The organism is Flavonifractor sp. An91 (assembly GCF_002159225.1).
GTDB lineage: Bacteria > Bacillota > Clostridia > Oscillospirales > Oscillospiraceae > Flavonifractor > Flavonifractor avicola.
Genome location: NZ_NFHA01000007.1, coordinates 128,538 through 142,686, shown reverse-complemented (window position 1 = coordinate 142,686; position 14,149 = coordinate 128,538). Strand labels below are relative to the sequence as shown.

The following is a 14,149-nucleotide window of genomic DNA, read 5'->3' as shown; positions in this document are numbered from 1 at the left end:
GGTAGGTGTTGCGGTGGGGGTAGGCGTGGGGGTGGTCGTACCGCTCTGACCGGGATTGCTGCCGGCATAGGCGGGGGTGACCTCCACCGGCTCCCAGCCGTAGCCGGGAATATAGACCTCCACCCAGGCGTGGGCGGCGGAATCTGGGACATTCACATGGCCGGAGGAGGGTACGTCGGCCACATAGCCGGTGACATACCGGGCGGGGATACCCATAGCCCGCAGCATGAGGGTGGCGGCACTGGCATAGTGCATACAGTAGCCCCGGTGACTCTCGGTGAGGAAATAGGTGACGAAATCCTCTCCCTCCGGGGTGGCGGGGGTGTTGGGATCATACTGAGTGATGGAGGCCAGATAATCGGCAATGGCCTGGGCGCTCTCCATGGTCCAAAGATAGGTGGAATGGATGTCTGAGAGGGTGAGGTCGGGGATGCCGTTCCGGCTGGTGATGCCATAGGAGCCGTCAGGGGAATTGGCAATTTCCTCTGCGCGGCAGGCCTCCATGACCTGGGGCCAAAATTGCTCCGCGGCCTCCTCCATGGCTTCCCACAGTTCGGGGGAGATGGGAATGGTCAGGTATTTCTCATAGACAAAGGCCTGATAGCGCTCCTCTGCATCCTGTGCCGCCACCGGCAGCTCTGCTCCGGAATCGGGGGAGCAGCCGGGCTGGACGTACAGGGTGTGGGTCCAGACATCCTCCCCCCGGGCCAGATAGGAGTCGTACATAAACCTGGTGCCGCTGAGCTCGTTGGGCTGGGACAGAATGTGATAGGGGACATATACATAGCCCGGGTCGGCGCCCACATTATGGACGGTGACCTTAGCATATTGCTTGTTAGGGAAGGTGTTTCGGTCAGCCAGGGCGGGGAAGTTCATAGGCTGGTAGCCGCCCAAAGCATTGGATAGGTCGGAGAGGGAAAACTGACCGGAAACCTCACCAATGGGGTAATGGAAGACGCCCAGGTCGTGATAGTCCGATTCCGCCAGCGGCCCCCAGCCGTCGCTGTCGTATACCGCGCTGGAGAAGCCCCGCAGATAGATCCGGCCCCGCAGGTCGGTGTCCACCTCCAGCACCGTCCGGCCGGAGAAGTCCAGAGGTCCGGCGTCGTCCAGAGACACCTTGCCGTCGGCATTGGTAAAGGAGCCGCCGCTGCCAAAGCCGAAGGGTCCTTTGCCGTCAAAAAGGGTGATATTCAGATGAGTTGCCCAGTTGTTGATGGAGTCCAGAGCGTCGTCTGCCCACTGGGGCCGCTGATAGGCGGATTGGGGCATGGCGGCGTTGAGCAGGAGCAGAAGCAGAGCGACCGCCGGAAAGGAGACCAGGGTGAGCCGTGCAGCTCCTGCCTGGTCCCACCGCCGGGCCAGGGACCCCAGGCCCATCACGCACCAGGCCAGAATGAGCACCATCAGAGGCAGCCAGGCCGGTGTGACAGAAATGCACAGAGGGGCCAGCACAAAGGGGGCGGTGAGCAGGAAGGTGGCGGAAAAAGAAGGGAACCGTATCACCGCCAGGGCCAGCAGAACCACCAGAACAGCGGCCACGGCCAGGGCCAGAATGGTTGCGGCTCTGATCCAGACGGAGGGGGCCAGCTGGAGGATGGGCTCAATAAAGCCGTCCAGCTCCAGACTGGTGCACACCGTATTCACCACAGAACAGCGGAAGGTGATCTCGCCCAGCCGCATGGCGGTGAACATCTGCCACACCACCAGACCGTCAATACAGAGTACCGCGGCCATACTCACCAGCATCCAGCGGGTAGGGAGTGCACACAGAACGGTGAGCAGGACTGACAGAAGCACACAGCCTGTAAGGAAAAGGGTGAGCTCAAGAGACTGTCCCACCGCAGAGGAGAAGGACCAGAGGGTGCTGGACAGCAGCAGGAAGAGCAGAAAGCCGCCGGTCAGCAGCTCCAGCCAGCCCGGCCGGGGCCGGGGCTGCCGTTTGGAATGCTGTTTCATCGTCCCCCTCCTTCCACGCCGTCCGGCGTTACATGGAGATGGCGTACCTTACCGCCGCCGGGCAGCCGGAGGGCGCCGTCCAGAATGGAGCGGCCCTCCAGAGGTGCGGGGGTGGAGAAGACCAGCTCCAGACAGGCCAGCAGAGCGTTGGGATTGTCCACAGCCCGGTCCTCCGCCACGCCGGTGACGGGAGAAGCCCACTGGATGTGGTGGGGCCGGTCCTGCTGCAGCAGCCAACGGGAGAGAGCCCACAGCTGGGCAAAGGTGCGGTCCAGCTCCTCGGACGGACCGAAGTGGTCATAGGTCACCACAATGGCGGCCTGCTGGGGTTCCAGGGTCTCCCGCACCACCAGTTCGTCCTTTTTAGAGGACAGCTTCCAGTGGACGGACCGCAGGGGGTCCCCCACCCGGTACTCCCGCAGGTCGTAGTCCTCGCCGGGACCGCCGCCGGGCCGGGGGCGGAGTACCGTACCGGCGTTCTCACCGGCAGCCAGCTCCTCCTTCCCCTCCAGCTCCAGCTGGGCGGGGAGGATGAGGACAGCCCGCTCCGGGCCCTTTCGCACCGGCAGAGGAAAGAGCCCCAGCAGGTCGCAGCAGACCGCTTTCTCTACCTGGCAGACCAGACGGCCGCAGTGGGTGGCGGCCACCGTCAGTTCCGCCGGCTTCCGGGCGGTTACCGTGATCTTGCTTTCCCCCGACTCTCCGGTGAGCTGATTGGTCCAGCGCAGCCTGATCCGGGGGCGGATGAGGGGCAGGAAAGAGGAATGGTACAGGAGCACGCCAAACCGGGCGCTGCCGCCTACTGTGATCAGGGGGGCTTGGGGCACTACCGATGCCATACTCCCCATCCATCCGGGCAGAGCCAGCAGCAGGGAGAGAATGGGAAGCACCAGAATGAGTACCAATACAAAGGTGGACAGGTAAAAGCGGAAAAAGATCTGAAAGAGCACCGCCGCGCCCACCAAAACGGCGTATAAAATCCGACGGCCTGCCATAGCCTTACCCGATCTTGGGCGGCGGGACCAGCCGGAGAATCTCCGCCGCCGGCTGGAAGTTGCCGTTGGCCTCCGCCCGGGGGGAGAGAATGAGTCGGTGTGTCACCACATCGGCAAAGACCATGGATACGTCCTCCGGATTGACAAAGTCCCGGCCAAAGACCAGGGCGGCCGCCTTGGCCATGGCGGTAAGGGCCAGAGAGGCACGGGGACTGGCGCCCTGGACGATCATGGGGTGGCTGCGGGTGGCATTGACCAGCCGGATGATATAGTCCAGCACCGGGTCGGATACAAATACCTGGTCGGCCTGGGCACGGAGGGCGGCCAGACTGTTCAGATCCAGCACCTGGCGCACCTGATCCAGCGGGTTATTTCCCTGCTTGCGGCGCACCATGGCAAACTCGTCCGCCGGGGCGGGGTAGCCCATGGAAAGCCGGATCATGAACCGGTCCATCTGGGAGTCGGGGAGGGGCTGAGTGCCCGAGGCTCCCGCCGGGTTCTGGGTGGCGATGACCAGGAAGGGCTGAGGCACCGGATGGGACACACCGTCCACGGTAACCTGGCCCTCCTCCATGGCCTCCAGCAGGGCGGACTGAGTGCGGCTGGTAGCCCGGTTCAGCTCGTCCGCCAGAAACAGGTTGCACAGCACCGCGCCGGGCTGATACTCCATGGCGCCGGTGGCCTTGTTGTAGATGGAAAAACCGGTGATGTCAGAGGGCATCACGTCGGGGGTGAACTGCACCCGGTTATATTTCAGGCTCAGAGCCTTGGAAAAGGCCAGAGCCATGGTGGTCTTACCTACGCCGGGGATGTCCTCCAGCAGAATGTGGCCCCGGGCCAGGATGGCAAGCAGTACCTTGGCAAGCACATTGTCCTTGCCCACCACCGCTTTCTTTACCTCGCCCAAAATTTCCAGGGCCTGCTTGTTGCCTTCCATGCTCCGACCTCCTTAGAACAATAAATCTGATTCCTATTGTACCAGAGGGTTTCCTTATGTCAACTCAAATGCATAAAAAAGACCGGATTGGAAAAAATCACGGCAGACCCTTGCACAAAACACCGGTTTGTGGTATAGTACATACGTTAGTAGTAGAAGTATGGTGAGAGTGGGGTCACGGCTCCGCTCTTTCTTATTGAAAAAACGGGGTATGTAAATTTTTTACAGCCCCTTGCCGGAGGTGGATTATGGCCAAGGTAACGGAACTGGTATCCGCTCTGGCGGCCCCCCTGGTGGAGGCTGCCGGCTGCTCCCTGTGGGACGTGGAATATGTGCGGGAAGCGGGACAGTGGTTCCTGCGGATTTATATTGATAAGGAAGGCGGCGTCTCCATTAACGACTGTGAGGCGGTGAGCCGCCCCCTGTCCGACGCGCTGGACGAGGCCGATCCCATTGAGGGTAGCTATGTGCTGGAGGTCTCCTCCGCCGGCGCCGACCGACCCCTGAAGAAGCCGGAGCACTTTGACGCCTTTATGGGGGCTGAGGTGGAGGTCCGTCTCTACCGGGCGGTGGACGGCCGGAAGGACCATGTGGGTACCCTGTCCGGCTATGAAAACGGCGACGTGACCATTGAGACAGCCGACGGCCCCAGAACCTTTGTCAAGAAGGACGTGGCCCAGACCCGGCTGTACGTGCGGTTTTAAGATGTAGGGGCGGACAGAAACCGCCCGTGTTGAGGATAAGGAGACAGAACTATGCCGAAGAAGAATGCCAAAGCGCAGAAGACCAATGAGCTGGACGGCAAGGAATTTTTTGCCGCCATCAACCTGATTGAGAAGGAAAAGGGCATCCCCAAGTCCTATATGCTGGAGAAGATCACCCAGGCCCTGGTGTCCGCCTACAAGCGGGACCATGAGACCGTTGGGGACAATGTGACGGTGGAAGCCGATGAGCAGGCCGGTACCGTCCGTATGTTCGTCAAGAAGGACGTGGTGGAGGAGGTGGACAACCCCTGCACCGAGATGAGTCTGGAACAGGCCCGCAGCAAGCTGCCCCAGGCCCAGCTGGGGGACGTGATCCGCATTGAGATCAAGACCCGGGACTTTGGCCGCATTGCCGCTCAGACCGCCCGTCAGGTCATCATCCAGGGGATGCGCGAGGCCGAGCGGGGTATGGTGTACGACGAGTTCTCCTCCAAGGAGCACGAGATCCTCACCGGCGTGGTCACCCGTATCGATCCCCGCTCCGGCGCCGCCAGCCTGCGGATCGGCTCCGGCAGCGAGGCCACCGAGGCCTTCCTGGCTGCCGGCGAGCAGGTCAAGGGCGAGGAGTATGTGGAGGGGATGCGCCTGCGGGTGTATGTGGTGGAGGTCCGCCGTTCCACCAAGGGTCCCCAGGTCCTGATCTCCCGCACCCATCCCGGCCTGGTGAAGCGCCTGTTCGAGATGGAAGTGCCCGAGATCTACGACGGCACTGTGGAGGTCAAGTCCATTGCCCGTGAGGCCGGTTCCCGCACCAAGCTGGCTGTCTGGTCCGCCGATCCCAACGTGGACCCCATCGGCGCCTGCGTGGGTCCCCGGGGCCAGCGTGTCAACAACATCGTGGAGGAGCTCCGCGGCGAGAAGGTGGACATTGTCAAGTGGTCTGAGGACCCCGCCGTGTACATCGCCGCCGCTCTGTCCCCCGCCGATGTCATCAGCGTGGACATCCACGAGGAGGGCAAGACCTGCCGCGTGGTGGTGCCCGACGATCAGCTGTCCCTGGCCATCGGCAAGGAGGGTCAGAACGCCCGCCTGGCCGCCAAGCTGACCGGCTGGAAGATCGACATCAAGCCCGCCTCCGCCCCCGCCGACGAGGAAGTGGAGGACGAGGAGGACGTGATCCTCGAGGACGAGGCCGAGACCGAGGAGTAATCTCTCAGTGATCAAATAAGATGGAAGGGGGGCAGAAGGATGCCCAAGAAGATTCCCGTGCGTCAGTGCGTAGGCTGCCGGGAGATGAAGCCCAAGAAGGAGCTGATCCGGGTGGTGAAGAGCCCCGAGGGGGAAGTCTCCCTGGATTTCAAGGGAAAGAAGCCGGGCCGGGGGGCCTATGTATGTCCCGACGAGGCCTGCCTGAAGCGGGCCCGGAAGGCCAAGGCGCTGGAGCGGGCCTTCTCCGCCCCCATGCCTGACGAGGTATATGAGGCGCTGGAACAGCAGATGCGGGAGGGCGATCAGGATGGATAGCGTACTGCATCTGCTGGGCATCGCCCGTAAGGCGGGCCGTGTGGAGGTGGGCGAGGAGCCGGTGGGCGCCGCCGCCCGGGCCCACCAGGCCAAGCTGATCCTCACCGCCTGTGACGGCGCGGACAACAGCCTGCGCCGGGCCGCTCACTTTGCCGAGATCGGCAAGGTGCCCCACCTGCCTACGCCCTACACCAAGGGCGGCCTGGGCGGTGCGGTAGGCCGCTCCGCCTGCACCATGCTGGCCCTCACTGATGTGGGGCTGGCCGCCGCCATTGCTGCCAAGCTGGCTCAAGCCGATCCGGAGCACTGCTCCGCCGCGGCGGAGGAGCTGAAAATCAAGGCAGATAAGGCCCTTCAGCGGCAGAAGGAACAGCGGGCCCATGAGAAGAACCTGCAGAAGAAGAACAAGAAGCCGTGGGCTCCGCCCCCCAAGGCGGCCAAAGCGCCCGAGAATCCGCCCGCGGCCAAAAAGCAGGCAAGACCGTTTGCCCCCAAGGGCAAACTGACCATCAAGAAGCAGCAGCCATGAACAAGAAGTGGCTGAGGACAGATTGGAACAAGCAGGCTTGTTCCAATAAGAAAGCGCAGCGGTCCCGCCGCGTTTTCCTATTGGCGCAAGCCGACCAGTTGGAGGTGGCTTTATTTGCTGAACAACAAATACCGTGTGCATGAGGTGGCCAAGGATTTCAACAAGAACTCCAAGGATATCACCGACATTCTGACCAAATACGCGACGACTCCGAAAAACCATATGCAGCCTCTGGGCGACCGGGAGCTGTCTCTGATTTTCGAGTATCTTACCCAGCACAATCAGGTGGAGAGCATTGAGAGCATCTACGCCGACGTGTATCGGGAACCCAAGGCCGCGGCCAAGGAAACACCTGCCGCCGGGAAGGAGGAGCAGCGCACTGCTCCCGCTCAGCAGCAGAACCAGAAGGGTGGAAAGCCTGTGAAGGAACATACCGCGCCTGTCAATAAGCCCGCCGCTCAGGCGGAGCAGCCCAAGACTCAGCCCGTCCAGCAGCCCAGCCGGCCCACGACCCGTGTGCCTGAGAAGAAGGTTGTGGACACCCGCAAGAGCGGCAACGTGAACCTGGAGAAGTACGACCAGCGTCTGGAGGACCTGGCTGCCGGCAAGACCAAGCAGATGCAGGCTGGCAAGCAGAAGTTCCAGGGCCGCAACCAGCGCAAGGGCGGTTTCCAGGGCGGCAACAAGCGCCGCCAGGAGGAGCAGGAGAAGATGCGCCGGCTCCAGATGGAGATCGCCAAAAAGACCCCACTCACCGTCAAGATCCCCGACGAAATCGGTGTGGGCGAGCTGGCTTCCCGCATGAAGAAGACCGGCGCCGAGGTGGTCAAGACCCTGATGAAGAACGGCGTCATGGCCTCCCTGTCCGACGTCATCGACTTTGACACCGCCGCCATCATTGCCGAGGAGCTGGGCTGCAAGGTGGAGAAGGAGATCATCGTCACCATCGAGGAGAAGCTCATCGATACCGCTGAGGATAAGGAAGAGGATCTGCTGCCCCGCGCTCCCGTGGTGGTGGTTATGGGCCACGTCGACCACGGCAAGACCTCTCTGCTGGACTATATCCGCAACGCCCATGTGGCGGCGGGCGAGGCCGGCGGCATCACCCAGCACATCGGCGCCTATCAGGTGGAGGTCCAGGGCAAGCCCATTACCTTCCTGGATACCCCCGGCCACGAGGCCTTCACCGCCATGCGTGCCCGCGGCGCTATGATCACCGACGTGGCTATCCTGGTAGTGGCTGCCGACGACGGTATTATGCCCCAGACCGTGGAGTCCATCAACCACGCCAAGGCCGCCAAGATCCCCGTGATCGTGGCCATCAATAAGATGGATAAGCCGGAGGCCAACCCCGAGCGCATCAAGGAGCAGCTCACCAAGTACGAGCTGGTGCCTGAGGAGTGGGGCGGCGAGACCATTATCTGCCCCATCTCCGCCAAGACCGGCGAGGGCATCGACAATTTGCTGGAGATGGTCAACCTGACCGCCGAGATGCAGGAGCTGAAGGCCAATCCCAACCGCTCTGCCCACGGTGCTGTCATCGAGGCACGTCTGGACAAGGGCCGTGGTCCTGTGGCCACTCTGCTGGTGCAGAACGGTACCCTCCATCAGGGCGATATCATCATTGCCGGCACCGCCGTGGGCCGTGTCCGCGCCATGACCAACGCCCGGGGCGAGAAGCTCACCGAGGCCGGTCCCTCCGTGCCTGTGGAGATCATCGGCATGAGCGAAGTGCCCGGCGCCGGTGACGACTTCCACGCCGTGGCCGACGAGCGTATGGCCCGTGAGCTGGTGGAGCAGCGCAAGCACGACCAGAAGATGGCTGCTTCCAGCCCGGTGGGCAAGGTAAGCCTGGAGGATCTGTTCAGCCAGATCAAGCAGGGCGAGATGAAGGACCTGAACATCATCGTCAAGGCCGACGTGCAGGGCTCCGCCGAGGCCGTCAAGGCCTCCCTGGAGAAGATCTCCAATGACGAGGTCCGGGTGCGGGTCATCCACTGCGCGGTGGGCGCCATCAACGAGAGTGACGTCATGCTGGCTACCACCTCCAACGCCATCATCGTGGGCTTCAACGTCCGTCCCGACTCCAACGCCAAGGACACCGCCGCCCGCAACAAGGTGGATATGCGGATGTACCGCGTGATCTACGACTGCATCAACGAGATCGAGACCGCCATGAAGGGTATGCTGGCTCCCAAGTTCAAGGAAGTGGAGCTGGGCCAGGCCGAGGTGCGCAATGTGTTCCGCATCACCGGCGTGGGCATGGTGGCCGGCTGCTACGTCACCAACGGCAAGATGCAGCGCGGCGCCCAGATGCGCCTGCTGCGCGACAACGTGGTGATCTACGATGGTTCCATCGCTTCCCTCCAGCGCTTCAAGGACAGCGTGAAGGAAGTGGCCGCCGGCTACGAGTGCGGCATCACCTTCGAGAAGTTCCAGGACATCAAGGAGGGCGACGTCATTGAAGCCTTCCTGATGGAGCAAATTGAAGTATAATTATAAAAAATGAAATCAGACCCGTTCCGTCCCCAATTCATTTGAGGAGGGGGCGGGTCTGTATTGCGTAATAGGAGAAAAATATGGCAAGTAATCGCATTGGACGTATCAACGAGGAGATCCAGCGGGAGTTGGCCACCCTCATCCGTACGGTCAAGGATCCCCGGGTCCACGGCCTGGTGTCCATCACCGGCGTGGATACCACCTCTGACCTGCGCTATTCCAAGATCTATGTCAGCGTGCTGGATAAGAGCGACGTGAGCGAGGTGGTCAAGGGCCTCAAGTCCGCCGGAGGCTATCTGCGGCGGGAGCTGGGAGCGGCCCTGAAGCTGCGCTATACCCCCGAGCTGCAATTTGTGGAGGATGACTCCATCGGCCAGGGTGCCCATATCCTGAGTATGCTGCGGAATCCGGAGGTAGTGAAGCCTGCCAATCCGGCCAACGCCCACATCGATCTGGACAGCGAGGAGTGAGCTCCATGACCTATACCGAAGCTGCGGCCTGGCTGAAGGACCACGACCGCTACCTGGTCCTGACCCACAAGCGCCCCGACGGGGACACCATCGGCTGTGCCGCTGCCCTGTGCCTGGGACTGCGTGGTCTGGGCAAGACCGCCCATATCTGCCCCGGCACCGGGGAGACTCATCTCTTCACCCCTTACCTGGAGGGCCTGCTGGCCTCCGAGGGCTATGAGCCGGAGACAGTGGTCAGCGTGGACATCGCCGCCCGGGGCCTGTTTACCACATCCGGTCAGCCCTGGCTGGAGCGGGGAATCGATCTGGCCATTGACCACCATCCCTCTCAGGAGTTTTTTGCCAAGGAGACCTGCCTGGACGCCGGGCGGGCCGCCTGTGGCGAGATCATCTACGACATCCTGAAAGAACTGGGGCAGATCAACCAGGAGACGGCGGTTCCCCTGTATGTGGCGGTATCCACCGACACCGGCTGCTTCCAGTACAGCAACACCACGGCGGATACCCACCGGGTGGCCGCCGCCCTGATGGATACTGGAATCGATGTATTCCCCCTGAACAAGCGCCACTTCCGTACCAAGACCTGGGCTCGGCTCCAGGTGGAACGGCTCATTGTGGAGCGGATGCACCGTTATGAGGACGGCAAGGTGGCCGTGGCTCCTGTGTCTCTGTCCCTGATGGACGAGGCGGGTGCTACCGAGGAGGACATGGAGGACATCGCCGCTTTCCTGGGCCAGATCGAGGGAGTGGAGACCTCCGTCACCATCCGGGAGCTGGAGGACGGGGCCTGCAAGCTGTCCGTCCGCACCAGCGGCGGACTGAATGCCACCCATGTGTGCGCCCTGCTGGGGGGCGGCGGGCACGCCGCCGCCGCAGGTTGTACCGTGGACGGCACGCTGGAGCAGGCGGAGTCCGCCATCCTGGACGCCATCCGGCAGGTGGAAAGCAATGCCTAACGGAGTCATCATCATCGACAAACCCCAGGAGTGGACCAGCATGGATATCTGCGCCAAGCTGCGGGGGATCTTCCACGAAAAGCGGATTGGCCACGGCGGCACCCTGGACCCTATGGCTACCGGTGTGCTGCCTGTCTTTGTGGGGCGGGCGACCCGGGCGGTGGAGTTCGCCACCGAGGGGAAAAAGGAATATATCGCCGGATTAAAACTGGGTGTTATGACAAATACCCAGGATACCACCGGCCAGGTGCTGGAACAGCGGCCGGTCCAGGTGGATCGGGAGACCCTGAAAGCGGCCCTGGAGCCCTTCCGTGGGGATATCCTCCAGATCCCACCCATGTATTCCGCCATCAAGCGGGACGGCAAAAAGCTCTACGAGCTGGCCCGTGCAGGCAAAGAGGTGGAGCGGCCCCCCAGGCCGGTGACCATCTATGAGCTGGAGGTGCTGGAGGAGGCCCCGGCTGGGTTCCCTCAGGAGGAGGATGCCTGGTATCTGCGGGTGCGCTGCTCCAAGGGCACTTATGTCCGGACCCTGTGCCATGATATTGGGCAGGCGCTGGGCTGCGGTGGCTGTATGTCCGCCCTGCGGCGCACCGAGGCGGCGGGATATACTCTGGATCAGGCGGTAACTTTGGAGGAACTCCAGGCTGCCACCGACCCGGCGTCCCTGCTGATCCCGGTGGACGGCTGCTTTGGGGAATACCCGGCGGTGACCATCAGAGCAGAGGTACTGAAGAAGGCCAAAAACGGCAGTCCCTTTTCCTGTGCCGTGGCTGACGGTACATGGAGGGTGTACGGCCCCGATGGGGAATTTTTGCTGTTGGGCCGGTGCGCCGGCGGTGTAATGGCTACCATCAAAAGTTTTTTCGAGGTGTGAGACAGTGAACGGGACAGAGACAAGACGTGTGATCGCCCTGGGCTTTTTTGACGGCGTTCACTTGGGCCACGGCGCCCTGCTGCGCCGGGTGGGGGAGAAGGCGGCCGAACTGGGAGCCGTCCCGGCGGCAGTTACCTTTGACACCCATCCGGAGAACCTGATCCTCAAGACTCCGGCGGTGCCCCTGCTCAGCTCCCCCCTGGACCGGGCGGAGCTGATGCGGCGATACTACGGCATCCGGGACGTGATCGTGGCCCACTTTGACGAGCGGATGATGCAGATGCCCTGGCGCACCTTTGTCACCGACTATCTGGTGGGGGAGCATGGAGCGGTCCATCTGGTGGCCGGCCACGATTTCCACTTCGGCTATAAGGGAGAGGGTAATCCGGAGCGGCTCCAGACACTGTGTCAGGAGCTGGGCATTGGCTGCGATATCATTCCCAAGGTGTGCCGGGACGACATCACGGTGTCATCCACCTATATCCGTACCCTGGTAGCCCAGGGCGAGATGGAGCGGGCCAACGAATTTTTGGGCCATCCCCATACCCTCACCGATACCGTGGCCCACGGCAAGAAGCTGGGGTCCACTCTGGGCTTTCCCACGGTGAATCTGCGGTTCCAGCCCGGTGTGCTGGTGCCCGCCTATGGGGTATATGCTACCAAAGTGTGGTTTGAAAACGGCGACAGCCGCCTGGCGGTGACCAATGTGGGGGTGCGCCCCACGGTGGACGTCGGCGACCGGGTGACTGTGGAAGGATTTATCCTGGATTTCAACGGCAACCTGTACGGACAGAGTGTCCGGATGGAGTTTTATAAGCGCCTGCGGGGCGAGCGGAAGTTCGACAGCCTGGAGGAGCTCAAGCAAGAAGTCATGCGTAACGCGGAACAGACCCGAGCCTATTTTGACGGTCGGTAAGACGGCTGCCATCCGAAAGGGGACACCATATGCGCTACCACAAGATTTACCCTGCTGCCATCTGCTTTGCTGCCTATCTGATTGCCATCGGGCTGACCCTGGGTGATCCCACCCAGATTCTGCCCGGCCTGTGGAAGATCATACAGACGGAAGATGCCCTCATCACCGACTATGTGAAGATCGCGGGCATTGGGGCAGCCTTTGTCAACGCCGCCCTGGTCACCCTCATCAGCCTGGGCATCCTCCATTTGAGTAAGGACCCCCTTAACGGCTATACCCTGGTGGAGATCGGCCTGATGGCGGGCTTTGCCCTGTTCGGCAAGAATATCGCCAACATTTGGCCCATTATCTTCGGCACCTTCCTGTACGCCAAGGTCCGCCGGGAGGACTTCGGCAAATATGCCTCGGTGTCCCTGCTGGCCACCTCCCTGTCGCCGGTGGTCAGCTATGTGGCCTTGGACAACGGCTGGGGCAACATCTGGTGGGCTATTCTCATCGGCGCCATCATCGGCTTTGTGCTGCCCCCTCTGTCCGCCTATACATACAAGATCCAGAACGGTATGAACCTGTACAACATGGGCTTCGCCTGCGGCCTGCTGGCTACCATTCTGGTGCCGGTAATGACCTCCCTGGGGGCTGATCCCAACGTGGCGCACCATTGGGCCACCGGCTACAATCTGCAGCTGGGAATCTGCCTGGGCAGCCTGTGCCTGCTCCTCATCATTATGGGCTTGTTTTTCAGCGGACGTCCTATCTGGGCAGCCTGGGCCGGCTACCGCCGGCTGCTGCTCACCACTGGCCGGGCCCCCAGCGACTATCTGCGTATGTTCGGCGCGGCGCCCACCCTCATCAATATGGGAATCAACGGCCTGATCGGTATGGCCTTTATCCTCATCACCGGCGGAGACCTGAACGGTCCCACCCTGGGCGGCATCTTCACCATCATGGGCTTCTCCGCCTTTGGTAAGCACGCCCGCAATATTATCCCCATCATGCTGGGTGTGGTGCTGGGCAGCTTTTGTATGCACTGGCACATCAACGACAGCGGTGTGCAGCTGGCTCTGCTCTTTGGTACCACCCTGGCCCCCATCTCGGGGTATTTTGGCTGGCCCTTCGGCATCGTGGCCGGATTTCTCCACTCCTCGGTGGTGTTGCGGGCAGGCACTCCGGTGGAAGGCTTCAACCTCTACAACAACGGCTTTTCCGGCGGCCTGCTGGCCATCGTGCTCTATCCCATCATCACCGAGGCGGTGCGGCACCGCAAACCGGAGCTGCAGAACGAGGACTACTTCGACGCCTTCGAGCACGACTCGCCGGTGGTTCCCCCGCCTACCAGAAAGAAATAACCCATTATATTCCTTTACAAAAGAACCCCCGGAACCACTGGTTCCGGGGGTTCTTTTGCATTCAGTTGGCATGGATCTCCTCGTAGGCGTGCGTTCCCCATTCTCCCAGCGCCCGGAGGGCGGGGTCAATGGAACGGCCCAGCTCGGTTAAAGAATATTCCACCTTGGGCGGAATTTCCGGGTACTGCTCCCGGTGGACCAGCTTGCACTGCTCCAGCTCCTCCAGGGATTTGGAGAGCATGACGCTGGAAATGCCGGAAAGCCTGCGCTGAAGCTCGTTAAAACGGATGATCTCCTGTTGGTTCAGCTCCCAGAGGATGCGTAGCTTCCACTTTCCGCTGACCAGTCCCAGGGCGAATTTGACGGGACAGCCCTCCATCAATACCCCTCCTCACTAAGTTTTTTCTTACTGAGTAAAGAAAAATTGCGTACTTGCG

Annotated in this window: 14 protein-coding genes; 10 read left to right on the top strand and 4 right to left on the bottom strand. The window is 61.8% G+C overall.

The genetic code is table 11. The annotated features are described in order from the left end of the window. From B5G42_RS06635 to B5G42_RS06625, 3 genes are all read right to left on the bottom strand, one after another. Positions 1-1,959, bottom strand: a 1,959-nt coding sequence (locus B5G42_RS06635) for a transglutaminase-like domain-containing protein (protein ID WP_140399818.1), incomplete at its 3' end; no start/stop codon positions are given. After that, positions 1,956-2,954, bottom strand: a complete 999-nt coding sequence (locus B5G42_RS06630) for a DUF58 domain-containing protein (RefSeq protein WP_087268191.1) — start codon at positions 2,952-2,954, stop codon at positions 1,956-1,958. The genes B5G42_RS06635 and B5G42_RS06630, both read right to left, overlap by 4 nt. Positions 2,955-2,958: 4 nt before the next feature. Beyond that, the gene (locus B5G42_RS06625) at positions 2,959-3,891 is read right to left on the bottom strand and encodes an AAA family ATPase (protein ID WP_087268188.1); all 933 of its coding nucleotides are present in this window, start codon (positions 3,889-3,891) and stop codon (positions 2,959-2,961) included. Between the two features lie 248 nt (positions 3,892-4,139). Here B5G42_RS06625 and rimP point away from each other — a divergent pair, with 248 nt between their 5' ends. The 10 genes from rimP to B5G42_RS06575 all read left to right on the top strand — a co-directional run bounded on the left by rimP (position 4,140) and on the right by B5G42_RS06575 (position 13,712). Next, on the top strand, positions 4,140-4,595 hold the full coding sequence (rimP, locus tag B5G42_RS06620) for a ribosome maturation factor RimP (protein ID WP_087268184.1): 456 nt from the start codon (positions 4,140-4,142) through the stop codon (positions 4,593-4,595). Positions 4,596-4,646: 51 nt separating this feature from the next. Then, positions 4,647-5,804, top strand: coding sequence for a transcription termination factor NusA (gene nusA / locus B5G42_RS06615; RefSeq protein ID WP_087268182.1), 1,158 nt, complete (start codon positions 4,647-4,649; stop codon positions 5,802-5,804). A 39-nt stretch (positions 5,805-5,843) separates the two neighbouring features. Beyond that, positions 5,844-6,119 carry an RNase P modulator RnpM gene (locus B5G42_RS06610; RefSeq protein ID WP_087268179.1) on the top strand — a complete coding sequence of 92 codons (276 nt, stop codon included), beginning with the start codon at positions 5,844-5,846 and terminating at the stop codon, positions 6,117-6,119. Then, entirely contained in the window at positions 6,112-6,648 is a 537-nt protein-coding gene (locus tag B5G42_RS06605) for a L7Ae/L30e/S12e/Gadd45 family ribosomal protein (protein WP_087188577.1), read from the top strand. The genes B5G42_RS06610 and B5G42_RS06605 overlap by 8 nt, the downstream gene beginning before the upstream one ends. A 117-nt stretch (positions 6,649-6,765) precedes the next feature. Continuing rightward, positions 6,766-9,144, top strand: a complete 2,379-nt coding sequence (gene infB / locus B5G42_RS06600; RefSeq protein ID WP_164475013.1) for a translation initiation factor IF-2 — start codon at positions 6,766-6,768, stop codon at positions 9,142-9,144. A gap of 83 nt (positions 9,145-9,227) precedes the next feature. Next, complete coding sequence (gene rbfA / locus B5G42_RS06595; RefSeq protein WP_087188579.1) at positions 9,228-9,617, top strand: 30S ribosome-binding factor RbfA; 390 nt, start codon at positions 9,228-9,230, stop codon at positions 9,615-9,617. A gap of 5 nt (positions 9,618-9,622) precedes the next feature. Beyond that, positions 9,623-10,573: a DHH family phosphoesterase gene (locus tag B5G42_RS06590; protein ID WP_087268173.1), complete on the top strand. Its 951-nt coding sequence runs from the start codon at positions 9,623-9,625 to the stop codon at positions 10,571-10,573. Then, positions 10,566-11,450 (top strand): tRNA pseudouridine(55) synthase TruB, encoded by an 885-nt coding sequence (truB, locus tag B5G42_RS06585; RefSeq protein ID WP_087268170.1) that lies wholly within the window; start codon positions 10,566-10,568, stop codon positions 11,448-11,450. Before B5G42_RS06590 ends, truB begins: the two co-directional genes overlap by 8 nt. Before the next feature lie 4 nt (positions 11,451-11,454). Beyond that, the gene (gene ribF / locus B5G42_RS06580) at positions 11,455-12,366 is read left to right on the top strand and encodes a riboflavin biosynthesis protein RibF (RefSeq protein ID WP_087268168.1); all 912 of its coding nucleotides are present in this window, start codon (positions 11,455-11,457) and stop codon (positions 12,364-12,366) included. Between the two features lie 29 nt (positions 12,367-12,395). Further along, positions 12,396-13,712, top strand: coding sequence for a DUF1576 domain-containing protein (locus B5G42_RS06575; RefSeq protein WP_087268164.1), 1,317 nt, complete (start codon positions 12,396-12,398; stop codon positions 13,710-13,712). Positions 13,713-13,773: 61 nt separating this feature from the next. On the opposite strand, the gene B5G42_RS06570 is transcribed toward B5G42_RS06575, so the two are convergent. Beyond that, positions 13,774-14,091, bottom strand: coding sequence for a winged helix-turn-helix transcriptional regulator (locus B5G42_RS06570; protein ID WP_087268161.1), 318 nt, complete (start codon positions 14,089-14,091; stop codon positions 13,774-13,776). Positions 14,092-14,149: the final 58 nt, after the last annotated feature.